The 23,551-nt window shown below is 49.7% G+C and carries 16 protein-coding genes, 2 tRNA genes and 4 rRNA genes; 7 read left to right on the top strand and 15 right to left on the bottom strand.

Features of this window, described 5'->3' with window-relative positions; translation table 11 throughout:
* Positions 1-115 precede the first annotated feature (115 nt).
* Both dcuR and HV229_RS23035 read right to left on the bottom strand, forming a co-directional pair.
* Positions 116-835, bottom strand: coding sequence for a two-component system response regulator DcuR (dcuR, locus tag HV229_RS23040; RefSeq protein ID WP_016155419.1), 720 nt, complete (start codon positions 833-835; stop codon positions 116-118).
* Positions 832-2,463: a sensor histidine kinase gene (locus HV229_RS23035; protein ID WP_181546487.1), complete on the bottom strand. Its 1,632-nt coding sequence runs from the start codon at positions 2,461-2,463 to the stop codon at positions 832-834. Before HV229_RS23035 ends, dcuR begins: the two co-directional genes overlap by 4 nt.
* A gap of 597 nt (positions 2,464-3,060) precedes the next feature.
* Between HV229_RS23035 and HV229_RS23030 the strand changes: the two genes are divergently transcribed.
* The 6 genes from HV229_RS23030 (at position 3,061) to rrf (HV229_RS23005) (ending at position 8,348) form a co-directional block, all read left to right on the top strand.
* Positions 3,061-4,602, top strand: a 16S ribosomal RNA gene (locus HV229_RS23030).
* 85 nt (positions 4,603-4,687) lie between these two features.
* A tRNA-Glu gene (locus tag HV229_RS23025) sits at positions 4,688-4,763 on the top strand.
* Positions 4,764-4,983: 220 nt separating this feature from the next.
* Positions 4,984-7,890, top strand: a 23S ribosomal RNA gene (locus tag HV229_RS23020).
* Between the two features lie 98 nt (positions 7,891-7,988).
* Positions 7,989-8,104 (top strand): 5S ribosomal RNA (rrf, locus tag HV229_RS23015).
* A gap of 14 nt (positions 8,105-8,118) precedes the next feature.
* Positions 8,119-8,194: transfer RNA gene (locus HV229_RS23010), tRNA-Thr, on the top strand.
* Between the two features lie 38 nt (positions 8,195-8,232).
* Positions 8,233-8,348 (top strand): 5S ribosomal RNA (gene rrf / locus HV229_RS23005).
* Together the 16S, 23S and 5S rRNA genes with 2 tRNA genes alongside form the textbook arrangement of a ribosomal RNA operon.
* 84 nt (positions 8,349-8,432) lie before the next feature.
* On the opposite strand, the gene HV229_RS23000 is transcribed toward rrf (HV229_RS23005), so the two are convergent.
* From HV229_RS23000 to HV229_RS22970, 7 genes are all read right to left on the bottom strand, one after another.
* Complete coding sequence (locus tag HV229_RS23000) at positions 8,433-9,191, bottom strand: amino acid ABC transporter ATP-binding protein (RefSeq protein ID WP_181546485.1); 759 nt, start codon at positions 9,189-9,191, stop codon at positions 8,433-8,435.
* A 7-nt stretch (positions 9,192-9,198) separates the two neighbouring features.
* On the bottom strand, positions 9,199-10,302 hold the full coding sequence (locus HV229_RS22995) for an amino acid ABC transporter permease (RefSeq protein WP_016154731.1): 1,104 nt from the start codon (positions 10,300-10,302) through the stop codon (positions 9,199-9,201).
* 9 nt (positions 10,303-10,311) lie between these two features.
* Positions 10,312-11,493 (bottom strand): amino acid ABC transporter permease, encoded by a 1,182-nt coding sequence (locus tag HV229_RS22990; protein WP_181546483.1) that lies wholly within the window; start codon positions 11,491-11,493, stop codon positions 10,312-10,314.
* A 69-nt stretch (positions 11,494-11,562) separates the two neighbouring features.
* Positions 11,563-12,588: an amino acid ABC transporter substrate-binding protein gene (locus HV229_RS22985; protein ID WP_003025295.1), complete on the bottom strand. Its 1,026-nt coding sequence runs from the start codon at positions 12,586-12,588 to the stop codon at positions 11,563-11,565.
* A gap of 460 nt (positions 12,589-13,048) precedes the next feature.
* Positions 13,049-13,270 (bottom strand): lipoprotein, encoded by a 222-nt coding sequence (locus HV229_RS22980; protein ID WP_003025292.1) that lies wholly within the window; start codon positions 13,268-13,270, stop codon positions 13,049-13,051.
* Between the two features lie 272 nt (positions 13,271-13,542).
* On the bottom strand, positions 13,543-16,656 hold the full coding sequence (locus tag HV229_RS22975; protein ID WP_016157598.1) for an efflux RND transporter permease subunit: 3,114 nt from the start codon (positions 16,654-16,656) through the stop codon (positions 13,543-13,545).
* A gap of 11 nt (positions 16,657-16,667) precedes the next feature.
* Entirely contained in the window at positions 16,668-17,831 is a 1,164-nt protein-coding gene (locus HV229_RS22970) for an efflux RND transporter periplasmic adaptor subunit (RefSeq protein WP_047499795.1), read from the bottom strand.
* A 413-nt stretch (positions 17,832-18,244) separates the two neighbouring features.
* On the opposite strand from HV229_RS22970, the gene envR reads away from it, so the two are divergent.
* Entirely contained in the window at positions 18,245-18,901 is a 657-nt protein-coding gene (envR, locus tag HV229_RS22965) for an acrEF/envCD operon transcriptional regulator (RefSeq protein ID WP_047359095.1), read from the top strand.
* A 46-nt stretch (positions 18,902-18,947) separates the two neighbouring features.
* Here the strand turns inward: envR and HV229_RS22960 are convergent, their stop codons facing one another.
* The 6 genes from HV229_RS22960 to prmA all read right to left on the bottom strand — a co-directional run bounded on the left by HV229_RS22960 (position 18,948) and on the right by prmA (position 23,540).
* On the bottom strand, positions 18,948-19,112 hold the full coding sequence (locus HV229_RS22960; protein ID WP_003025279.1) for a DUF2556 family protein: 165 nt from the start codon (positions 19,110-19,112) through the stop codon (positions 18,948-18,950).
* An 82-nt stretch (positions 19,113-19,194) separates the two neighbouring features.
* A complete protein-coding gene (gene yhdJ / locus HV229_RS22955; protein WP_181547746.1) occupies positions 19,195-20,079 on the bottom strand; it encodes an adenine-specific DNA-methyltransferase in 885 nt (294 codons plus the stop codon).
* A gap of 88 nt (positions 20,080-20,167) precedes the next feature.
* A complete protein-coding gene (fis, locus tag HV229_RS22950; RefSeq protein ID WP_000462905.1) occupies positions 20,168-20,464 on the bottom strand; it encodes a DNA-binding transcriptional regulator Fis in 297 nt (98 codons plus the stop codon).
* Between the two features lie 25 nt (positions 20,465-20,489).
* Positions 20,490-21,455, bottom strand: coding sequence for a tRNA dihydrouridine synthase DusB (dusB, locus tag HV229_RS22945; RefSeq protein WP_003025224.1), 966 nt, complete (start codon positions 21,453-21,455; stop codon positions 20,490-20,492).
* A gap of 298 nt (positions 21,456-21,753) precedes the next feature.
* Positions 21,754-22,530 (bottom strand): carbonic anhydrase family protein, encoded by a 777-nt coding sequence (locus tag HV229_RS22940; RefSeq protein ID WP_181546481.1) that lies wholly within the window; start codon positions 22,528-22,530, stop codon positions 21,754-21,756.
* A gap of 128 nt (positions 22,531-22,658) precedes the next feature.
* Complete coding sequence (gene prmA, locus HV229_RS22935) at positions 22,659-23,540, bottom strand: 50S ribosomal protein L11 methyltransferase (protein ID WP_046275075.1); 882 nt, start codon at positions 23,538-23,540, stop codon at positions 22,659-22,661.
* Positions 23,541-23,551 lie beyond the last annotated feature (11 nt).

The following is a 23,551-nucleotide window of genomic DNA, read 5'->3' as shown; positions in this document are numbered from 1 at the left end:
AAATATATTTGATCTAACGCAAATTTATAATTCTGCAGCATGATTCAGAAAAGAAGGGATTTTTCATTATTTTAATAATTGTTACTTTCAAATAACAAATAATCCCAAATTGTTTTTATTGGCAATATTGTTTTAGTAATGAGTAATGTTCAGCCTGAACGCGGTAACGATAGACCGGTCTACCGGTTACGCCATAATGGATGCTGGTAAATAGGATGTGACAATTGACGAGCCAGATAAGATATTTACGGCAAGAAACGCGCGAGATATTGACCTCGTTGGCCAGTTCATCGGTGGAGAATTCCTGATCCTGATGCTCATCAATCCACTGGCACAGCGTGCGTAACGTTTGTGGCGTTAATCCTTTAGGTAAGCGCCGCGCTTCCTGTTCATTGGAGGAGCTGCCGTGAATCAACTGGTCAAGCTCAGACTGTTCATAGTACTGATGCTTTTCCATCTCGGTTTTCTTTTGTAGCCAGCCGGTCAGCGCCTCTTCAAAACGGGACGCCTGGAACGGTTTGATCAGGTAGTCAACGACACCATAGTGGAGAGAGTCTTTGATGGTGGTCGCGTCAGCGGCGGAAGAGATGACAATGACATCACACTTGCAACCTTCGCTGTGCAATACAGGCAACAGATCCAGACCGTTTTCTTTTTGCATATAAATATCAAGCAAAATCAAATCGATATGATTACCGCTATGAAAGATTATCTCTTTTGCTTTCTCCAGCGTGGAGGCTGTGCCGCAGCAATGAAAACCGGAGAGTTGCGCGACATAACGGCGGTTTAATTCCGCTACCATTGCATCGTCATCGACAATTAAGACATTGATCATCTGCTGGCCCTCTCACCATTCCACGGTAACTGTACAAAAAATTGGGTGAAGATCCCAGGTTCAGACTCGACGGAAATATTGCCGCCAACGTTTTCAACCTGTTGTTTAACAAGCGCTAAACCAACGCCCCGTTCGGTTCCTTTTGACGAAACGCCTTTCTCAAAGATGTGCTCAATGTGTTCGGGAGCAATCCCCGGACCATCGTCATTCACTTCGCAATGCAACCAGCCGTGTCGATAATGCAAGGATACGCTGATCTCGCCACCAGGTTCTTGACCTAGCGCCTCCAGGGCGTTTTCAATCAAATTCCCCAGAACGGTAATCAGCACAGCCACCTGATCTTCGTTGCTGTTTTCCGGTAACTGACTTTCATTGCTGATCACCAGGCTATGGCCTAAATCAGATGTGCGATTAATCTTACTGAGTAAAAATCCTGCGATCACCGGGGATTTTATTTTTCCTAACAGTGAGCCAATCTCTTCCTGATAACTGTTCGCGGTCTTCAGGATGTAATTTTCAAGCTGCTTATAACTTTTCAGATGCAATAATCCCAGAATCACGTGCAATTTATTCATGAATTCGTGGGATCGTTCACGAAGTGCGTCGGCATAGTTGACCATGCCGTCCAGTCGTTGCATTAATTTTCGGACTTCAGTCTTATCTCTGAATGTTGAAATGGCCCCGATGATTTTACCGTTGCTGAGTACCGGAACCGTGTTAATTAAGAGTAGCCGATCCTTCACCATGATCTCTTCATCGCGACGCGGCGTTCCGTCATGCAGTACCTGTGAAAAATCGACCACTTTTGACCATGCGTGGCTGAGCGTGGAGAGCTGGGCATCGTCTTGCGATTTGTGGTAATCCAGCAACTCTTGTGCCGCCTGGTTTATCAGCGTCACTTCACCGCACTCGTCAACGGCAATGACGCCTTCCTTTATAGAGTGCAGCATCGCCTGGCGTTGTTCGAACAGATTGGAGATTTCATAAGGCTCCAGACCAAACAGAATACGCTTGAGGACTTTGACAAATACCCATGTGCCGAGCAGCCCAACCAGCACGCCAAATAAGATGGACCAAAAGATGCTGCCACGACTGTTATTGATCTGCTCAGTCACCCTGCTTAGCTCAAGGCCGATCGACACGACGCCTATCTGCCGGTGATGCTCGTCATAAATAGGGGTAAATACGCGCAGGGCTTGCGCCAGAAATCCGCGATTAATGGCGACATTCTCTTTCCCTTGCAGGGCCAGCAAAATGTCATCGCCTTTAAACGGCTGACCGATTCGCTGCGCTTCGGGATGGGAGTAACGAATGCTTTGCATATCGGTGACGACGATGAACAAAAAATCGTTGCTCTTATTCACCGCCTGGGCAATCGCCTGAATACCGCTTTCCTCGGGCTTTTTCATTAACCCCTGGCGGATCTCCGGGGAGTTTGCCAGCGTTCGTGCGACCGCAAGCGCTTTACCTGCTAATGCATCGCGCGTCATGTTGCTGATTTGCGAGAAATAAATCAGATGAACGACAAGCAGCACGGAGAAGAGTACCGCACTGACCATGAGGATCACGGTAGTGCCGAGCTTCATCGGGCGTTTGCGTATAGCAGTACGTTGCGGAGAGTGTCTCATCACGGTCCTGGAATCACGGTTTGTATGGGTATTATCGCCTGATGGGATGCGTAATTCAAAGGTGGTAGGGATGATGGGGCATGGCCTGCCTGGGCTTTTCTTCTATATATAATGTAGAGCGAGTCTCTTTTTATATAGAGATTTCCTTATCTGCTTTCACTTCTTTCAGGGAGGCTGACCACTATTTTGCTTACGATTGTGGATAACTCTGTGTGTAAATGGGTATAAGGCGGGGTTTTGCTGTGGAATGCAGCGGTCAGTCATTTTTCTGCAATTTAAGGGTTGCGGGCCGCAGGAAACTCCCTATAATGCGCCTCCATCGACACGGCGGATGTGAATCACTTCACACAAACAGCCGGTTCGGTTGAAGAGAAAAACCTGAAAATGAGGGTTGACTCTGAAAGAGGAAAGCGTAATATACGCCACCTCGCGACAGAGCGCTAAAGCGCGTCGCAACTGCTCTTTAACAATTTATCAGACAATCTGTGTGGGCACTCGAAGATACGGATTCTTAACGTCGCAAGACGAAAAATGAATACCAAGTCTCTGAGTGAACACGTAATTCATTACGAAGTTTAATTCACGAGCATCAAACTTAAATTGAAGAGTTTGATCATGGCTCAGATTGAACGCTGGCGGCAGGCCTAACACATGCAAGTCGAACGGTAGCACAGAGGAGCTTGCTCCTTGGGTGACGAGTGGCGGACGGGTGAGTAATGTCTGGGAAACTGCCCGATGGAGGGGGATAACTACTGGAAACGGTAGCTAATACCGCATAACGTCGCAAGACCAAAGAGGGGGACCTTCGGGCCTCTTGCCATCGGATGTGCCCAGATGGGATTAGCTAGTAGGTGGGGTAACGGCTCACCTAGGCGACGATCCCTAGCTGGTCTGAGAGGATGACCAGCCACACTGGAACTGAGACACGGTCCAGACTCCTACGGGAGGCAGCAGTGGGGAATATTGCACAATGGGCGCAAGCCTGATGCAGCCATGCCGCGTGTATGAAGAAGGCCTTCGGGTTGTAAAGTACTTTCAGCGAGGAGGAAGGTGTTGTGGTTAATAACCGCAGCAATTGACGTTACTCGCAGAAGAAGCACCGGCTAACTCCGTGCCAGCAGCCGCGGTAATACGGAGGGTGCAAGCGTTAATCGGAATTACTGGGCGTAAAGCGCACGCAGGCGGTCTGTCAAGTCGGATGTGAAATCCCCGGGCTCAACCTGGGAACTGCATCCGAAACTGGCAGGCTAGAGTCTTGTAGAGGGGGGTAGAATTCCAGGTGTAGCGGTGAAATGCGTAGAGATCTGGAGGAATACCGGTGGCGAAGGCGGCCCCCTGGACAAAGACTGACGCTCAGGTGCGAAAGCGTGGGGAGCAAACAGGATTAGATACCCTGGTAGTCCACGCCGTAAACGATGTCGACTTGGAGGTTGTGCCCTTGAGGCGTGGCTTCCGGAGCTAACGCGTTAAGTCGACCGCCTGGGGAGTACGGCCGCAAGGTTAAAACTCAAATGAATTGACGGGGGCCCGCACAAGCGGTGGAGCATGTGGTTTAATTCGATGCAACGCGAAGAACCTTACCTACTCTTGACATCCAGAGAACTTAGCAGAGATGCTTTGGTGCCTTCGGGAACTCTGAGACAGGTGCTGCATGGCTGTCGTCAGCTCGTGTTGTGAAATGTTGGGTTAAGTCCCGCAACGAGCGCAACCCTTATCCTTTGTTGCCAGCGGTTCGGCCGGGAACTCAAAGGAGACTGCCAGTGATAAACTGGAGGAAGGTGGGGATGACGTCAAGTCATCATGGCCCTTACGAGTAGGGCTACACACGTGCTACAATGGCATATACAAAGAGAAGCGACCTCGCGAGAGCAAGCGGACCTCATAAAGTATGTCGTAGTCCGGATTGGAGTCTGCAACTCGACTCCATGAAGTCGGAATCGCTAGTAATCGTGGATCAGAATGCCACGGTGAATACGTTCCCGGGCCTTGTACACACCGCCCGTCACACCATGGGAGTGGGTTGCAAAAGAAGTAGGTAGCTTAACCTTCGGGAGGGCGCTTACCACTTTGTGATTCATGACTGGGGTGAAGTCGTAACAAGGTAACCGTAGGGGAACCTGCGGTTGGATCACCTCCTTACCTTAAAGAAACGTTCTTTGTAGTGCTCACACAGATTGTCTGATGAAAAGTAAATAGCAAGGCGTCTTGCGATTGAGACTTCAGTGTCCCCTTCGTCTAGAGGCCCAGGACACCGCCCTTTCACGGCGGTAACAGGGGTTCGAATCCCCTAGGGGACGCCACTTGCTGGTATGTGTGAGTGAAAGTCGCCGACCGAAGTATCTCAAAACAGACTTTCGAGTCTCGTTTGAGATATTTGCTCTTTAAAAATCTGGATCAAGCTGAAAATTGAAACGACACACTGTTTCATTTCTCCGTAAACAAGAAATGAAAAGCGGTGTGTCCGAGTCTCTCAAATTTTCGCAACACTGAAGTGTTTTACGAAACATCTTCGGGTTGTGAGGTTAAGCGACTAAGCGTACACGGTGGATGCCCTGGCAGTCAGAGGCGATGAAGGACGTGCTAATCTGCGATAAGCGTCGGTAAGGTGATATGAACCGTTATAACCGGCGATTTCCGAATGGGGAAACCCAGTGTGATTCGTCACACTATCATTACGTGAATACATAGCGTAATGAAGCGAACCGGGGGAACTGAAACATCTAAGTACCCCGAGGAAAAGAAATCAACCGAGATTCCCCCAGTAGCGGCGAGCGAACGGGGAGCAGCCCAGAGTCTGAATCAGCATGTGTGGTAGTGGAACGGTCTGGAAAGTCCGACGGTACAGGGTGATAGTCCCGTACACAAAAGTGCATGTGTTGTGAACTCGAAGAGTAGGGCGGGACACGTGGTATCCTGTCTGAATATGGGGGGACCATCCTCCAAGGCTAAATACTCCTGACTGACCGATAGTGAACCAGTACCGTGAGGGAAAGGCGAAAAGAACCCCGGCGAGGGGAGTGAAAAAGAACCTGAAACCGTGTACGTACAAGCAGTGGGAGCCTCTTTATGGGGTGACTGCGTACCTTTTGTATAATGGGTCAGCGACTTATATTCTGTAGCAAGGTTAACCGAATAGGGGAGCCGAAGGGAAACCGAGTCTTAACTGGGCGTTAAGTTGCAGGGTATAGACCCGAAACCCGGTGATCTAGCCATGGGCAGGTTGAAGGTTGGGTAACACTAACTGGAGGACCGAACCGACTAATGTTGAAAAATTAGCGGATGACTTGTGGCTGGGGGTGAAAGGCCAATCAAACCGGGAGATAGCTGGTTCTCCCCGAAAGCTATTTAGGTAGCGCCTCGTGAACTCATCTTCGGGGGTAGAGCACTGTTTCGGCTAGGGGGTCATCCCGACTTACCAACCCGATGCAAACTGCGAATACCGAAGAATGTTATCACGGGAGACACACGGCGGGTGCTAACGTCCGTCGTGAAGAGGGAAACAACCCAGACCGCCAGCTAAGGTCCCAAAGTCATGGTTAAGTGGGAAACGATGTGGGAAGGCACAGACAGCCAGGATGTTGGCTTAGAAGCAGCCATCATTTAAAGAAAGCGTAATAGCTCACTGGTCGAGTCGGCCTGCGCGGAAGATGTAACGGGGCTAAACCATGCACCGAAGCTGCGGCAGCGACACTATGTGTTGTTGGGTAGGGGAGCGTTCTGTAAGCCGTTGAAGGTGTGCTGTGAGGCATGCTGGAGGTATCAGAAGTGCGAATGCTGACATAAGTAACGATAATGCGGGTGAAAAACCCGCACGCCGGAAGACCAAGGGTTCCTGTCCAACGTTAATCGGGGCAGGGTGAGTCGACCCCTAAGGCGAGGCCGAAAGGCGTAGTCGATGGGAAACAGGTTAATATTCCTGTACTTGGTGTTACTGCGAAGGGGGGACGGAGAAGGCTATGTTAGCCGGGCGACGGTTGTCCCGGTTTAAGCATGTAGGCGGAGATTCCAGGTAAATCCGGAGTCTTGTTAACGCTGAGGTGTGATGACGAGGCACTACGGTGCTGAAGTAACAAATGCCCTGCTTCCAGGAAAAGCCTCTAAGCATCAGGTAACACGAAATCGTACCCCAAACCGACACAGGTGGTCAGGTAGAGAATACCAAGGCGCTTGAGAGAACTCGGGTGAAGGAACTAGGCAAAATGGTGCCGTAACTTCGGGAGAAGGCACGCTGATATGTAGGTGAAGTGATTTACTCATGGAGCTGAAATCAGTCGAAGATACCAGCTGGCTGCAACTGTTTATTAAAAACACAGCACTGTGCAAACACGAAAGTGGACGTATACGGTGTGACGCCTGCCCGGTGCCGGAAGGTTAATTGATGGGGTTATCCGTAAGGAGAAGCTCTTGATCGAAGCCCCGGTAAACGGCGGCCGTAACTATAACGGTCCTAAGGTAGCGAAATTCCTTGTCGGGTAAGTTCCGACCTGCACGAATGGCGTAATGATGGCCAGGCTGTCTCCACCCGAGACTCAGTGAAATTGAACTCGCTGTGAAGATGCAGTGTACCCGCGGCAAGACGGAAAGACCCCGTGAACCTTTACTATAGCTTGACACTGAACACTGGTCCTTGATGTGTAGGATAGGTGGGAGGCTTTGAAGTGTGGACGCCAGTCTGCATGGAGCCAACCTTGAAATACCACCCTTTAATGGCTGGTGTTCTAACGTAGACCCGTGATCCGGGTTGCGGACAGTGTCTGGTGGGTAGTTTGACTGGGGCGGTCTCCTCCTAAAGAGTAACGGAGGAGCACGAAGGTTAGCTAATCCTGGTCGGACATCAGGAGGTTAGTGCAAAGGCATAAGCTAGCTTGACTGCGAGAGTGACGGCTCGAGCAGGTGCGAAAGCAGGTCTTAGTGATCCGGTGGTTCTGAATGGAAGGGCCATCGCTCAACGGATAAAAGGTACTCCGGGGATAACAGGCTGATACCGCCCAAGAGTTCATATCGACGGCGGTGTTTGGCACCTCGATGTCGGCTCATCACATCCTGGGGCTGAAGTAGGTCCCAAGGGTATGGCTGTTCGCCATTTAAAGTGGTACGCGAGCTGGGTTTAGAACGTCGTGAGACAGTTCGGTCCCTATCTGCCGTGGGCGCTGGAGAATTGAGGGGGGCTGCTCCTAGTACGAGAGGACCGGAGTGGACGCATCACTGGTGTTCGGGTTGTCATGCCAATGGCATTGCCCGGTAGCTAAATGCGGAAGAGATAAGTGCTGAAAGCATCTAAGCACGAAACTTGCCCCGAGATGAGTTCTCCCTGACCCTTTAAGGGTCCTGAAGGAACGTTGAAGACGACGACGTTGATAGGTCGGGTGTGTAAGCGTAGCGATACGTTGAGCTAACCGATACTAATGAACCGTGAGGCTTAACCTTACAACGCCGAAGGTGTTTTGGCGAAATAGACATCGAAATTCAGCTTGATTACAGATTACATCGACAGACCTGAGAAGTGTGTTGATAGACAGAATTTGCCTGGCGGCTGTAGCGCGGTGGTCCCACCTGACCCCATGCCGAACTCAGAAGTGAAACGCCGTAGCGCCGATGGTAGTGTGGGGTCTCCCCATGCGAGAGTAGGGAACTGCCAGGCATCAAATTTAGTGTGCTGATATGGCTCAGTTGGTAGAGCGCACCCTTGGTAAGGGTGAGGTCCCCAGTTCGACTCTGGGTATCAGCACCAGTTTTTCGGTTAAAGTTTGGCACTTAGAAAAGAATTTGTCTGGCGGCTGTAGCGCGGTGGTCCCACCTGACCCCATGCCGAACTCAGAAGTGAAACGCCGTAGCGCCGATGGTAGTGTGGGGTCTCCCCATGCGAGAGTAGGGAACTGCCAGACATCAAATAAAAACAAAAGGCCTAGTCGAAAGACTGGGCCTTTTGTTTTATCTGTTAAACGCCGGGTTGTATCCGGCGCATGGCTTTAATGGATAACCTGCGACAAAAACGCACGAGTGCGTTCAGATTTGGGGTGAGCAAAAAACTCATCCGGTGCTGCCTGTTCAACAATCTCGCCAAGATCCATAAAGATCACCCGGTCGGCCACTGTGCGGGCAAAGCCCATTTCATGGGTAACACACAGCATGGTCATGCCTGATTGTGCCAGACCTATCATGGTATCAAGCACTTCTTTTACCATTTCAGGATCCAACGCTGATGTGGGTTCATCGAATAACATAATTTTAGGTTTCATGCACAGCGAGCGTGCAATGGCCACGCGCTGTTGCTGCCCACCAGAGATTTGCCCAGGATATTTATGCGCATGTTCAGCAATGCGAACTCGCTCAAGGTAGTGCATTGCCAGAGCTTCAGCCTCTTTTTTTGGCATCTTTTGCACCCAGATCGGTGCCAGCGTGCAGTTTTGCAGGACCGTCAAATGAGGAAAGAGATTAAAGTGCTGAAAGACCATGCCAACTTCTTGTCTGATGCGCTCAATATTGCGGATATCTTCATTGAGTTCGATCCCATCCACCACAATACGTCCTTGCTGATGCTCTTCCAGGTGGTTGATACAGCGGATAGTTGTCGATTTACCCGAACCGGAAGGTCCGCATAATACGATGCGTTCTCCCTGCTTTACCTTCAGGTTGATGTTTTTCAGGACGTGAAACTGTCCGTACCATTTGTTGACGTTTTCCAGCGTAATCATCGCGTCGGTAGACGGCATTAATAATTGGCTCATAAATTCCTCAGTGCGGTGTACGCCCGGTGTTAAAACGTTTTTCCAGATGTTGGCTGTAACGCGACATGCTAAAACAGAAGATCCAGTAAATCAGTGCAGCGAAAACATATCCTTCCGTCGACATACCCAACCATGCAGGGTCCACAGTTGCCTGCTGCACGCTACTGAAGAGATCAAACAGGCCGATGATGATGACCAGACTGGTATCCTTAAACAGGGCGATAATCGTGTTAACCAGACCCGGAATAACCAGCTTGAGGGCTTGCGGAAGAATGACCAGCCCTTGCGTTTTCCAGTACCCTAACGCCAGTGATTCAGCGGCTTCATACTGACCTTTTGGTAGGGCCTGTAACCCTCCGCGAACCACTTCTGCGACATACGCCGACTGGAAAAGAATCACGCCGACCAGCGCCCGGATAAGTTTGTCGATACTGGTCCCTTCGGACATAAACAGAGGAAGCATGACCGAGGACATAAAAAGGACGGTAATCAACGGCACACCGCGCCAGAACTCAATGAAAATGACGGATAAAATCCGCACGACTGGCATATGAGACCGACGTCCAAGCGCCAGTAAAATACCCCACGGAAGCGCGCCCGCAATCCCCACGGATGCAATGATAAGCGTCAGTGTTAATCCGCCCCACTGTCGGGTTTCTACGCGCTCAAGTCCGAAAAAACCACCGTACATCAACCACCAGACCACCACGGGATAAACGACGGCCCAGACGGCGATATAGCGGCCACGGTGAGGAATAGATTTCCAGAACATAGGGACGATAGAGGCCAGGCCAATGATCAGGGCCAGATTTACGCGCCAGCGCTGATCGTGGGGATAAAGTCCATACATGAATTGCCCAAAGCGTTCATGAATGAACACCCAGCAAGCCCCTGCTTTGGTGCAGTCTGCGCGGGTTGAACCGACCCAGTTGGCCTGAAAGAATACCCAGTTCAGCAGTGGCGGAAGAAATGACCAAATCAGCCAAATGCACAGCAGCGTGAGCAGGCTATTTGACCAACTGGAGAACAGGTTTTTACGCACCCAGAGTAGACTGCGGCTTGCCGGGTTACTGTTCTGACGCGAGGGGTGAGACAGCAGTGCTTTTGTCATCATGGCTCCTTAGCGCTCAATCAGTGCAATACGGCGGTTATAAATATTCATCAGCAGAGAAATGCTCAGGCTGATGATCAGGTACACCGACATCGTGATAGCAATGGTTTCAATGGCTTGCCCTGTTTGATTGAGTACCGTGCCGGCAAACAGTGAAACCATATCCGGATAGCCAATGGCGGCCGCAAGTGAGGAGTTTTTGACGATATTCAGATACTGGCTGGTTAATGGGGGAATGATGACGCGCAGCGCCTGTGGGATGATCACCTGGCGCAGTGTCACCGGATTTGGTAGACCCAACGAGCGTGCTGCTTCATGTTGGCCATAAGGAACGGCCTGGATTCCCGCTCGAATAATTTCTGCAATAAACGCCGAGGTATACACTGAAAGCGCCAGCGTCAGGGCAGCCAGTTCGGGAATAAGCACCATACCGCCACGGAAGTTAAAACCGCGAAGGGCGGGGATATCCCAGTGAAGCGCTGCGCCAAACAGCCACTGTGAGATCATCGGTAAAAGCACGATCAGCGCCAGAGCCGTGGGCCAGGTCCGGCGTAGCTGACCGGTTTTAGTCTGGTGAATTCTGTTGTAGCGAAATAGCCCGATAGTGACGACGATAGTGATAATTACAGCGCCGCAAAAGGCAAAAAATCCTTCTCCTATTTGCGGTGCCGGAATATAGAGCCCCCGGTTACTCAGAAACATCAAGTCCAGCGCGTTAACGGCCTGACGTGGGCCGGGCAGGTTACGTAATACGGCGAAATACCAAAAGAAGATCTGCAGCAGCGGCGGTATATTGCGGAACGTTTCGATGTAGATCGTCGAGAGCTTTCGTAATAACCAGTTATCTGACAGGCGTGCCAGTCCGAGAAAGAAACCGAGAATTGATGCGAAAACAATGCACAGTGCAGAAACCAATAGCGTATTGAGCAGGCCAACGATAAAGACACGGCCATATGTATCGCCTTGCTCGTAATCGATCAGATGCTGGACAATACCAAATCCGGCGCTGCGATCGAGAAAAGAAAATCCCGAGGTAATACCGCTATTGTTCAGGTTATTTATCGTATTATGAATGAGATAGACCGCAATACTGACGACCACAATGACGGCAAGTATTTGAAATAACCAGGCGCGGACCGCAGGGTTAGAAAAGGATAACGATCCTTTTACGATTGAGCGGCGATGGAACATAAGAAAACCTCGGTAACTATGACTCTGGACTGAGCGCCGCAGTCGCGGCGCCCGTTACATCACTACGTATTAGCGCACCGGTGGCGCATATTGAATGCCACCGTTATTCCAGAGGTTGTTCTGTCCACGTTTGATCTTCAGTGGGCTTTCCGATCCCACGTTACGCTCAAAGATCTCCGAGTAGTTACCTACCTGCTTGATAATGTTGTAAGCCCATTTGTTATCAAGCTTCAGATCCTTGCCATAATCCCCTTCTTTGCCTAACAGGTGTGCCATATCCGGCGTTGCAGGATTAGCCGCTTTTTCATCGACGTTTTTCGAGTTAACGCCCATTTCTTCCGCATTCAGCATGGCGAACAGCGTCCAGCGAACAATGGAGAACCACTCATCGTCTCCACGACGTACAACAGGTCCCAGCGGTTCTTTAGAAATAACTTCTGGCAGGACAATCCACTCCGCGGGATTACTCAGCTTGATTCGCAGGGCGTACAACTGAGACTGGTCGGAAGCCAGCGTGTCGCAGCGCCCAGATTCCAGAGCTTTAGCTGATTCATCCGAGCGGTCAAAGGTGACAGGGGTGTACTTCATGTTGTTGGCTTTAAAGTAGTCAGCCACGTTCAGTTCGGTATCTGTTCCTGCCTGGATACAAACCGTTGCGCCATCCAGCTCTTTAGCACTCTTAAGACCCGCTTTATTGTGGGTAAGAAAACCAATGCCGTCGTAATACGTTACGCCAGTGAAAGACATTCCCATTCCTGCGTCACGAGAGGAGGTCCAGGTGGTATTACGAGAGAGCATGTCGACTTCACCTGATTGTAGTGCGGTAAAGCGTTCCTTGGCGGTGAGCGGGGTATATTTTACTTTGCTATCATCGCCAAATACGGCGGAGGCAACGCCACGACATACGTCGACATCAATACCTGAGAACTTACCGCTTGCATCGGCATAAGAAAAGCCAGGCAACCCGTCACTGATCCCACACTGCACAAAACCTTTTTTCTTTACAGCATCAAGAGTTGCGCCGGCATGTGCCTGATTTGCAACCGCAAGCAACACGCCGGCCGCTGCCAGGCTGGCTATTATCATCTTTTTCATAGAGCATCCTGTGTGGAGGAATTATTGTTATGGAAACGTTCTGAAAACGTCTTTTACCTGTCTGTGGCTATGGCCATACTCTTTTAAGCAAAGGTAGTGCCAGGTTTTTGCGCACGATTATTCGACGCAATATCCAGAGTGTAGACAGGAAAAAATAAATGCAGCGCCCTGAAGTGGTGCAAAATTGAAACGTAAGCCACATTTCGGCGCAAAAAATTTAAAAATCAAACCGGACGCGTGGTAACGATTTCGTACGTTAATATTGATGACGTGAGAATAATGAAAAGAAAGCGCGCTGTTACGAAGAACTGAAAAAATGCTAATTTCAAATCGTGGATATGTGAGGCAAATCTATAATAATTTTATTATACGTTGAGTGCTATATACCAACGTTTTGTCTTATATGAAGATTTAATTCTTATTGCAAAAAGCGCGGTACCCACCGCGCTTTTAAGAAGATTTATTTGGTCAAGGCGACTATCCCAAGCGTCAGCCCGGCAACGGCTGCTGCGCCACCGGCGATGGCACCGGCTGTTTCCCAGTTATCCTGCGTGGTGCCTTTCATACAGGTATTGGTATGAACCAGGCGCCCCTGATCGTCGTATACAGGTACGCAAGGAGAATCGTGTGCACAGCCGGCCAGGAATGCGGTAAGCAATGCAACGGATATTAATCTTTTCATGGTGTTACCTCAAAAATAAGCGTTTCGCTAATTGAGCAAAGACAAACGCTAAGCCATCTGCGAACTCGGCGATTATTTTACCACTTCTTAAAAAAATACTGACATGAGGAATAATCTCAATTCATGTGGATTGTAAAAATAATGGATAAAAAGAAAGGTGATTCGCGATTTTTTCAGGAAGGGTTTATTAGAAACAAATGGCTATCTTATTAATAAATAAAGAAGGGCATCTTAGGTAAAAAAGGCGTCCGAAGACGCCTTTATTTTACAAATTAAACATTTCGCCGACTAAAACGCCGTCTGACGACAACGAAGAAGACGGGGACGAAGAAGATTGCCAACAATGTCGCGGTCAGCATGCCTCCCATTACGCCTGTACCAACCGCATTCTGCGCCCCGCTACCTGCTCCGTGGCTGATAACCAGAGGCATAACCCCCAGAATAAACGCCAGAGATGTCATCAGGATTGGACGAAGACGCATGCGTGACGCCTCCAGTGTGGCTTCAATCAACCCTTTACCTTCTTTATCCATCAGGTCTTTGGCAAACTCCACGATAAGGATAGCGTTTTTGGCGGAAAGACCGATGGTAGTCAGCAGACCTACCTGGAAGTAAACGTCGTTATTCAGACCGCGTATGGACGCCGCCAGAAGTGCACCGACCACGCCGAGCGGTACAACCAACATGACTGAAAATGGAATAGACCAGCTCTCATACAATGCGGCGAGACACAGGAAGACGACGATTAACGAAATAGCGTATAACGCAGGTGCCTGATTGCCGGAGAGCCGTTCCTGATATGACATTCCCGTCCAGTCATAGCCGATACCGGTTGGCAGCTGTGCTGCCAGGTTTTCCATGAGCGCCATGGCTTCACCGGTGCTTCGACCCGGCGCGGCCTCTCCCAGTATTTCCATTGATGGCATACCGTTGTAACGCTCCAGGCGGGGTGAACCATAAATCCAATGCGACGAACTGAACGCAGAGAATGGCACCATTTCACCATTCCCACTACGTACGTAGAGATTGTTGATGTCGTTGGGTAACATACGGAACGGCGCGTCAGCCTGAACGTATACCTTTTTCACTCGGCCATGATCGATAAAATCGTTCACATAGGTGCCGCCAAGGGCCGTGGAAATCGTTTGGTTTATATCCGACAGACTTACGCCTAACGCCTGGGCTTTTTCCTGATCAATATCCAGCTTAAATTGCGGGGTATCTTCCAGACCGTTAGGGCGCACGCGCACCAGCAAATCTGGATGTTCTCTCACCATACCCAGCAACTGGTTCCGGGCTTTCGTCAGTTCTGTATGACCGAGGTTAGCCTGATCAATTAACTGAAAATCAAAGCCGGTCGCGGTACCCAGTTCAAGAATGGCAGGCATGTTGAACGGGAACACCAGTCCATCTTTAATCTGGCTGAACGCCCTGGTCGCACGTTCGACGATAGCCGTCACGCCGTTTTCATCGCCCGAACGCTCTTCCCATGGTTTGAGGCTAATAAAGACGATACCGGAGTTCTGTCCCTGGCCGCTAAAGCTGAAGCCATTAACGGTGAACACCGATTTTACGTTCGCTTTTTCCTGGTTCAGGTAGTAATTCTGAATCTGATCCAGCACCTGCTGTGTGCGCGTCTGTGTCGCACCGGCAGGAAGTTGCACCATTGTCATAAAGACCCCCTGATCCTCTTCGGGCAAGAAGGAGGTAGGGAGGCGTAAAAACAGAACAGCCATTCCGCCGACGATAAGAACATATAGCAACAAGTAGCGTCCGGTTTTGCGCAGAATACCGCTGATACTATTGCTGTAATGCCCGACGCTTTTATCGAACAGGGCGTTAAACCATCCGAAAAAACCGCCTTTCTTTTCAACATGTCCGGCGGAAACGGGTTTTAGCAGCGTTGCACAAAGCGCTGGCGTAAGAATGAGGGCGACCAGAACAGAAAGCGCCATCGCTGAAACAATGGTCAGAGAGAACTGGCGGTAAATGGCGCCGGTCGAGCCGCCAAAGAACGCCATGGGGATAAATACCGCCGAGAGCACCATCGCGATCCCGACCAGTGCGCCCTGGATCTGGACCATGGATTTCTGCGTCGCCTCTTTGGGCGGCAGTTTCTCTTCCGCCATGACGCGTTCGACGTTTTCTACTACCACGATGGCGTCATCGACCAGCAGGCCGATGGCCAGCACCATTCCGAACATCGTTAGCGTGTTGATGGAGAATCCGAATGCGGCGAGGATCGCGAATGTTCCCAACAGCACGACAGGCACTGCGATAGTTGGAATCAGCGTGGCGCGCAGATTTTGCAGGAACAGGTACATCACCAGGAAGACGAGGATGATGGCTTCAAACAGCGTTTTCACCACCTCGTTAATCGAGATTTTTACAAATGGTGTAGTGTCATAGGGGTAAACCACTTGCAAACCTTGCGGGAAGAAAGGTTGTAACTCAGCCAGCTTTGCTTTGACGCCTGCGGCAGTATCCAGCGCGTTTGCACCGGTCGCCAGCTTAATGCCCAGGCCTGTTGCAGGCTGACCATTAATTTTTGTCACCATGTTATAGTTTTCGCCGCCGAGTTCGATGCGGGCTACATCTCTGAGGTGAACCATTGAGCCATCCTGGCCCACCTTCAGCGTTATGCGGCCAAACTCTTCCGGCGTTTTCAGGCGTGTCTGAGCAATAATGGAGGCATTAAGTTGTTGACCCTGGACGGATGGCGCGCCTCCCAGTTGGCCTGCGGCAATCTGATTGTTTTGCGTTCTCAGTTGATTGATAACGTCCAGCGGAGTCAACTGATATTTGTTCATTGCGTTGCTGTCGAGCCAGATGCGCATTGCGTACTGTGCACCAAACATCTGGACATCGCCGACACCGGCTGTTCGGCTTATTGCGTCTTTAACGTTAGACGCCACATAGTCGGAAATATCATCCTGCGTCAGATTGTTATTATCGGAGACAAAACCCGCCACCATCAGGAAACCGCTGCTGGATTTCTCGACGCTGATCCCCTGCTGCTGTACTTCCTGAGGCAGTAAGGGCATCGCTAACTGTAATTTGTTTTGCACCTGGACCTGTGCGATATCCGGGTCAGTACCCGACTCGAAAGTCAGAGTAATGGTGACACTCCCGGAGGAATCGCTGGTGGAGGACATATACATCAGGTTATCGATACCGTTCATATTCTGTTCGATAACCTGCGTAACCGTGTCTTGTACCGTCTGCGCATCCGCACCTGGGTAGGTGGCAGAAATAGCGACCGCAGGAGGTGCAATGGTCGGATACTGTGCAACGGGCAGTTGCATGATTGCCAGAGCCCCTGCCATCATCAGAATGATGGCCAGAACCCAGGCAAAAATAGGGCGATTGATAAAAAAGTTAGCCATGTCCGGTTACCTTATTGCGCAGTTTTTGCGGCTGGAGTTTCGGTATCGGTGGTTGCTTTAACCTTTACGCCGGGACGCGCTTTCTGCAATCCGCTGACGATAACCTTATCGCCAGGCTGTAAGCCCTCGCTGATTAACCACTTATCACCTATCGCCTGAGTAGCAACGACGGTGCGAGCCTCGACCTGACTCTTGTCATTGACAACCATCACCGTTGCATCGCCGCGTGGCGTACGCGTTACCCCTTGTTGGGGAACGAGAATGGCATTCGGCTGGACGCCTTCATCAATACGAGCACGCACAAACATGCCCGGCAGCAGCGTGTGCTGTGGGTTAGGGAATACGGCCCTGAGGGTGATGGATCCGGTACTTTCATCAACGGTGACATCAGAGAACTGCAACGCACCTTTCAGCGGGTACGACTGACCATTTTCCATCACCAGTTCGACGGTACTGCTGGCGCTGTCTTTATGCAGGCTCCCTTGCTCAACGGACTGTTTAAGGCGCATAAAGTCATTACTGGACTGTGTTACGTCGACGTAAATAGGATCAAGTTGTTGCACGGTAGCAAGTTCAGTTGCCTGGCCATTCGTGACTAATGCGCCTTCGGTGACGTTAGATTTACCGATACGTCCGCTAATGGGCGATGTCACTTTGGTGTAGGCCAGGTTGATACGAGCGCTTTCGACCGCCGCTTTTGCCGCGATAACGGAGGCATCGGCCTGGCGAGCATCAGCAATGGCCTGATCGTACTCTTGCTGGCTGATGTACTTAGTGCCAACCAGCGGGACATAACGTTTTACCGTTAAATGTGCGATAGCTGCTGCCGCTTCACTCTTTGCCAGTTCGCCTTTGGCGCTGTCGTAGTCAGCCTGGTAAGTCGCGGGATCGATCTGATAAAGCGACTGACCGGCTTCAACATCGCTTCCCTCGGTGAAATTCCGTTTAAGTACAATTCCGCTGACCTGAGGACGGACTTCAGCAATACGAAATGCTGTTGTGCGCCCTGGTAATTCGGTCGTCACGGCTAAAGGCGCCTTTTCGACGACATGGACAGTCACCTGCGGCTCTGCGGGGTGAGCTTGTGTTTCTCCCTGATCGTTACAACCGGCGAGTAATACAGCGGACATGATGATGAATGAGGGCAGGAGTGAAAACCTGGCATTTTTCGTCATTTCTATTCCTTAAAAAACCGAACGCTCGTTATTAACCGGGTAACGCAGAGGCGATAACGCGCACAAGTAAAAATAATGGTTGGCTATCCTACAAATTATTAGCTTGCGATGTAAGCAATACTTATTTATGGGCGCGATACACGGCACGTAAAAACAAAAAAGGATTAATCTTCGGTTGTTTCATTATGGTTTTAATAGTAATGCAATGATGCGCATAAACACATATTGAAATAAGTATTTGGTTGGTGAATATATTGGTGGTTGTTATTTGTTTTGTTTATTCGTGTGCAATATCCATAATTAACTGTTTTAGAACTCGTCTAAATAAACGCTAAGTGATACATTTGTTCCGTTTAGCAAATATTACATAAGAAAGTTAATCATTCTCTACCTTACCTCAGACAGTCGAAACCATGGCCAGAAAAACGAAAGCTGATGCCCTCAAAACACGACAGCACCTGATAGAAACAGCGATTATGCAGTTTGCCGTGCGTGGTGTTAGCAATACGACGTTAAACGACATTGCGGATGCCGCCAGCGTGACGCGGGGGGCGCTCTATTGGCATTTTGAAAATAAGACGCAATTGTTCAATGCGCTATGGTTACAACAACCTTCATTACGCGATCTTATTCAGGATAAGCTTATTGGTCGTTGGGGGGATAATCCTTTACAGCGACTGCGTGAAAAGTTTGTAGTGGGATTGCAATATATTGCACAGAATCCTCGCCAGCAGGCATTAATGCAAATTTTATATCATAAATGTGAATTTCATAACGATATGATATCAGAACAGACCATTCGCGATAAAATAGGTCTCAGTCATCAAAGCATTCGTGATTCACTGCAAAAGTGCGTGGATGAAAATCTGATTGCTACCAGTCTGGATTTAGATGTCATCATCATTATTCTGCACGGTAGCTTTAGCGGGATAATAAAAAACTGGTTAATGAATCCAGTGAGTTATGATTTGTATGGGCAAGCGCCAGTATTAGTTGATAACGTATTAAAAATGTTAAGCCCAGACGGCTGTGTAATGCAATTAATGCAGAGTGAAAATCAGCCAGGGTAGTTTTAGCCGCCAGGGCCTGACGGCTGTCGACGTATTTTTCGTCGTGCTATTCGAGGTCGACGCAGTTGACCAGCTTGAGGGGGTTTACAGAATTCATATTCCGGCACTTATCGTGCTCCGTTGTCATCAGCTCTATCCACTGAATGAGCAGCGCATCAAAGAGAAAAACGAAGACCGCAAAAACAACCAGCCACCAATACTTGCGAATCATTACCAAACCCTGTGTATTCATGCCCAAGCGTGCAGGGAATATACACGAAATCTGCAAGCTGAAAAGCAGACTTACAATGCCTTTACTTTGCTGAAAGATCGCCGCTCTTTGCTGTTAATCGACTCTTTTTAGACAGATTTTTTGTCTTCCGCTTTTTCACCTTTGCAAGTTCATTCTCTGAAAAATGCGAACCAATGCTCATTCTTCTGAGCCCCATTTTTACGTACTCGGCATTGATTTCAATCCCGACAAACTTGCGACCTAATTCCACGGCAGTGGCACCGGTAGTGAAGCTACCGGCAAACGGATCCAGCACGCTGTCATTTGGACTGGAGGAAGCCAGAATGATGCGTTCAAGGAGGGCTTTGGGTTTTTGAGTCGGGTGATTTTCGTATTCGTCCATCAGATAACGAACGCGTGGAAACTCCCAGACATTGCCTGGTACTTTTTTCTGGTTGTAAGGTTGGGGCGGGTTCTTTCTGTAGTCTATCAGTGCACGTTTAGCGCCCGTTTTGGCTTCAACCAAAATATCATCACGATTAAACGTGTAGTTTTTCTGATCTTTTACCATCATCAGAAGCGGTTCATACATCGAACCAAAGTGATTTTTGGCCTGCACCCCGGAGCTATCGTATGACCACACGATACGGCTCTTGATGGTAAAGAGCTGGCGGCATTTGAGATCGATGTACGGCATGTTCTCCGTACTGTTCATGATGTACATGGTGCCGTGTGGTTTGAGAATGCGATGGCACTCGTCAATGCACTCAAACAGCCATGCCAAAAATGCCTCTTCGTCCCAGGATTCCACCATCCCGTCAAAGTCTTTACCGATGTTATAAGGTGGGTCGGCGAAAATGAGATCGACGCTTTCTGACGACAGCTTTTTCAGTTCGGTCAGAGCATCACCCAGGATTATCTTTTTAGATTCATCGCCAAAATAGACAGGTTCACATCTTGCGTTCATCGCCAAAGCCTCCCGTGTGACGTTAATAAAAAAGGCGCTTCCCCATGCCGAGTAGCGCCTTTTAAAACAAACATTTCGCTGATTAGTATCAGTTCATGCCGTATTTTTTCAGTTTTTTACGCAGCGTACCACGGTTGATGCCCATCATCAGGGCAGCACGGGTCTGGTTACCGCGGGTGTATTGCATCACCATGTCCAACAGGGGCTGTTCTACTTCAGCCAGTACCAGCTCATAGAGATCGTTAACATCCTGACCATTCAATTGAGCAAAATAGTTCTTCAGTGCCTGTTTAACCGAGTCACGCAGGGGCTTTTGAGTTACCTGATCCTGAGAGTTAACGGTAGAAACGGTCAGTACGTCAGAATTTACGCGTTGTTCGAACATAGTTCTGTCAGCTCTTTATTTCTGTTTACGCAAAATTTTCGAAGTATGCCTCCAACGCCGCCAGCTGTTCGCTGGAATCTTCAATGGCGTTGAATGTGCGCCGAAACTGGTCATCCGGAGCGTGTTCCTGGAGATACCAGGATACGTGTTTACGCGCAATTCGGTACCCTTTTGCCTGACCATAAAAGTCGTGCAGTTCCCGAACGTGCGCACAAAGCAAGCGCTTCACCTCTGCCAGAGGCAGCGGGGGCAGCAGCTCCCCAGTGTCCAGATAATGCTGGATTTCCCGAAAGATCCAGGGTCTTCCCTGAGCTGCACGTCCTATCATCAGGGCATCCGCCCCCGTATAGTCGAGTACAGCTCTGGCTTTATGCGGGTCAGTAATGTCGCCATTCGCGATAATCGGAATGGAAACTTTCTGCTTAACTGCCCGAATACTGTCGTACTCAGCATCTCCATTGAACAAACAGGCGCGGGTGCGTCCATGAATGGTCAGAGCCTGAATGCCACAGTCTTCAGCCAGTTGGGCAATCTCTACGCAGTTACGGTGTTCCGGAGCCCAGCCGGTGCGAATCTTGAGTGTGACAGGAACGTCCACTGCATTGACGACCTCGGTTAGTATTGATTTCACTAGATCCGGGTACTGCAAGAGGGCTGAACCTGCGAGCTTGCGATTCACTTTTTTAGCCGGACACCCCATATTGATATCAATAATCTGGGCGCCGCTTTCCACGTTAATACGTGCGGCATCGGCCATCTCAACAGGGTCGCTACCGGCAATTTGCACCGTGCGAATTCCTGGCTCATCAACGTGCACCATCCGTAAACGAGACTTGTCACTTTCCCAAACCTGCGGGTTAGAAGACATCATCTCGGATACCGTCAATCCTGCTCCCATCTCATAGCACAGCGTCCTGAATGGTCTGTCAGTGATGCCAGCCATAGGTGCTGCGATCAGGCGATTTCTGAGCTGGTATTGTCCGATGCGCATGAGTTAAGAAATGACCATACTGTGACTGCAAGGCGGCGTATATTACGCATTTTTCGCACGAGATGAAAGGCCAAACTTTGACCAATCCACTGAGGTGGATCAATGAATTGCCGTAAATATGAACGCATGAAAATATTTAATCATATAAATCATTGCATTATAAAGATGTGTCGATTTTATATACACATATAATTTTGCGTAACTTCTCATTTTTTCTTCAGCGGCAGAAGGTGCTGGCAAGATATTCTGCTGAATTAATCAGCAAATTGTCTCGCCATTGTGTGATCTCTACCTCATTTTAGTACAGGATCTCGATATCTCCTGAATGGCTGTCGATGATCTTGCGTTCATTTACTGGCTGCGGTGGACGATTGTTCGCAGGCCCAACAATGTAGTGAAATTTATCCAGTTGTTCGGCGGAAAGGGCAACCGGCGTTTTCAGGACAGTCCAGCTGACGCCTTCAGTACAGGGAGGTGTAGTTAGCGAACCGCTATAGCGCCAGTAGGTTTTATTGTCGGATAAAAGTTGGTTGATATCGACTGGCGAGAAGATGGGCATACTGTTGTCCTCCATGGTTGGAAATGACTCCCACAGATTTTGAATCGCCTGGTTAGGTTCGCCGACGTCAAACATGACCGCCACGATAGTGATGTCTCCGTGTTGGTTTTTGTGGACTAACTGCAACTCCAGCGGATAGGTTTTACCGTTGAAGGTATGTTCGCTCGGGGCGTGAAAATCTAACTGTTTTAGATAATAAATCTTTCCATCAACTTCAATGGAGTTTGAGGTATAGCTACTCATTGTTGCCTGCAGAGTATGGTTAATGCTCTGAAATCTTGTCGGACCATCAACATATTGCATGTTGAGTGAAGGAAGTCCAAGTTTACGAGTTTTGGCGGTCTGGATATCAATGGGTGATTGATTTATTCCGGTCTGGCACGTTGCATACTCTTTGCTGATTTCTCCCCACTGTGCGGGACCAGATTCTCTGCTATAACCCCATGGCGCGGCCAGCGCGGTCAGTGGCATCAGGCATGCTGTCAGTAAAGTTGTGATAAATAGGTTGAAGCGCATACGTTTACTCAACGAAAATCAATATAAATATTAACAAAATCAATAAATTATTATATCGCTGGAGAACGTCTCAGTATGCTGGTCAATTGTCTGAAAATGGCGTGGTCAGGCAACCACGCCGGAAGGGATTATTTTTTCTGACCGGTAATGCGGCACCACTCTTCTTTCTCGACAACCGGATCGAGCGTAAAGAGTTCGGCATAGGCCTCACAGACGCTTTCCGCCTGGCTGGCAAGAATGCCAGAAAGCCCCAGTAAACCGCCCTCAACGGGCAGTACGCTGATTAACGGTGCCAGTTCACGTAATGGGCCTGCGAGGATGTTTGCGACCACCACGTCGGCTTTCATCGCCTCTGGCTGGTCTTTCGGCAGATAAAGCTCCAGACGCTCAGAAACGCCATTACGCTGGGCGTTATCACGGCTGGCCTGAATTGCTTGCGGATCAATGTCTACGCCGATGGCTTTTGCGGCACCCAGCTTCAGTGCCGCAATGGCAAGAATGCCGGAGCCGCAGCCGAAGTCGATAACCGTTTTGCCGTTAAGATCGAGACCGTCCAGCCATTGCAGGCATAGGGAGGTGGTGGGGTGAGTGCCGGTACCAAACGCCAGACCTGGGTCCAGCATCACGTTGACGGCATTCTCATCCGGGACATCGCGCCAGCTTGGGCAAATCCACAAACGTTCACCAAAGCGCATCGGGTGGAAGTTATCCATCCATTCGCGTTCCCAGTCTTTGTCTTCGAGCTGTTCGATTTTATGCGCGAAGCCTGCACCCAGCAGCGGATGCTGCTCCAGGATGGCAACCACTTCTTTCATGTCGGTTTCTGCATCGAACAAGCCGATAACGTCGGTATCTCCCCACAGGCGAGTCTCGCCCGGCAGAGGCTCAAATACCGGCGTATCATGCGTGTCCTGGAAAGTAATGGAAACGGAGCCCGCTTCCATCAGCGCATCGCTCAACTCTTCAGCGTTGGCACCGGTCGTGTTCAGTTTCAGTTGGATCCATGGCATGGCAAAACTCT

It is taken from the genome of Citrobacter sp. RHBSTW-00524 (assembly GCF_013747755.1).
Taxonomy (GTDB): Bacteria; Pseudomonadota; Gammaproteobacteria; order Enterobacterales; family Enterobacteriaceae; genus Citrobacter; species Citrobacter braakii.
Note: the sequence above shows the minus strand (reverse complement) of the source record. Positions and strands in the feature narration are given on the sequence as shown.

Excerpts from the sequence above, each read along its gene's own strand:
- HV229_RS22980 (WP_003025292.1), bottom strand. The coding sequence starts at position 13,270 with ATGAAAAGATTAATATCCGTTGCATTGCTTACCGCATTCCTGGCCGGC.
- HV229_RS22975 (WP_016157598.1), bottom strand. The coding sequence starts at position 16,656 with ATGGCTAACTTTTTTATCAATCGCCCTATTTTTGCCTGGGTTCTGGCC.
- yhdJ (WP_181547746.1), bottom strand. The coding sequence starts at position 20,079 with ATGAACGCAAGATGTGAACCTGTCTATTTTGGCGATGAATCTAAAAAG.
- envR (WP_047359095.1), top strand. The coding sequence starts at position 18,245 with ATGGCCAGAAAAACGAAAGCTGATGCCCTCAAAACACGACAGCACCTG.
- dusB (WP_003025224.1), bottom strand. The coding sequence starts at position 21,455 with ATGCGCATCGGACAATACCAGCTCAGAAATCGCCTGATCGCAGCACCT.
- HV229_RS22970 (WP_047499795.1), bottom strand. The coding sequence starts at position 17,831 with ATGACGAAAAATGCCAGGTTTTCACTCCTGCCCTCATTCATCATCATG.
- HV229_RS22985 (WP_003025295.1), bottom strand. The coding sequence starts at position 12,588 with ATGAAAAAGATGATAATAGCCAGCCTGGCAGCGGCCGGCGTGTTGCTT.
- HV229_RS23000 (WP_181546485.1), bottom strand. The coding sequence starts at position 9,191 with ATGAGCCAATTATTAATGCCGTCTACCGACGCGATGATTACGCTGGAA.
- prmA (WP_046275075.1), bottom strand. The coding sequence starts at position 23,540 with ATGCCATGGATCCAACTGAAACTGAACACGACCGGTGCCAACGCTGAA.
- HV229_RS22960 (WP_003025279.1), bottom strand. The coding sequence starts at position 19,112 with ATGATTCGCAAGTATTGGTGGCTGGTTGTTTTTGCGGTCTTCGTTTTT.
- HV229_RS22940 (WP_181546481.1), bottom strand. The coding sequence starts at position 22,530 with ATGCGCTTCAACCTATTTATCACAACTTTACTGACAGCATGCCTGATG.
- fis (WP_000462905.1), bottom strand. The coding sequence starts at position 20,464 with ATGTTCGAACAACGCGTAAATTCTGACGTACTGACCGTTTCTACCGTT.
- HV229_RS22990 (WP_181546483.1), bottom strand. The coding sequence starts at position 11,493 with ATGTTCCATCGCCGCTCAATCGTAAAAGGATCGTTATCCTTTTCTAAC.
- dcuR (WP_016155419.1), bottom strand. The coding sequence starts at position 835 with ATGATCAATGTCTTAATTGTCGATGACGATGCAATGGTAGCGGAATTA.
- HV229_RS23035 (WP_181546487.1), bottom strand. The coding sequence starts at position 2,463 with ATGAGACACTCTCCGCAACGTACTGCTATACGCAAACGCCCGATGAAG.
- HV229_RS22995 (WP_016154731.1), bottom strand. The coding sequence starts at position 10,302 with ATGACAAAAGCACTGCTGTCTCACCCCTCGCGTCAGAACAGTAACCCG.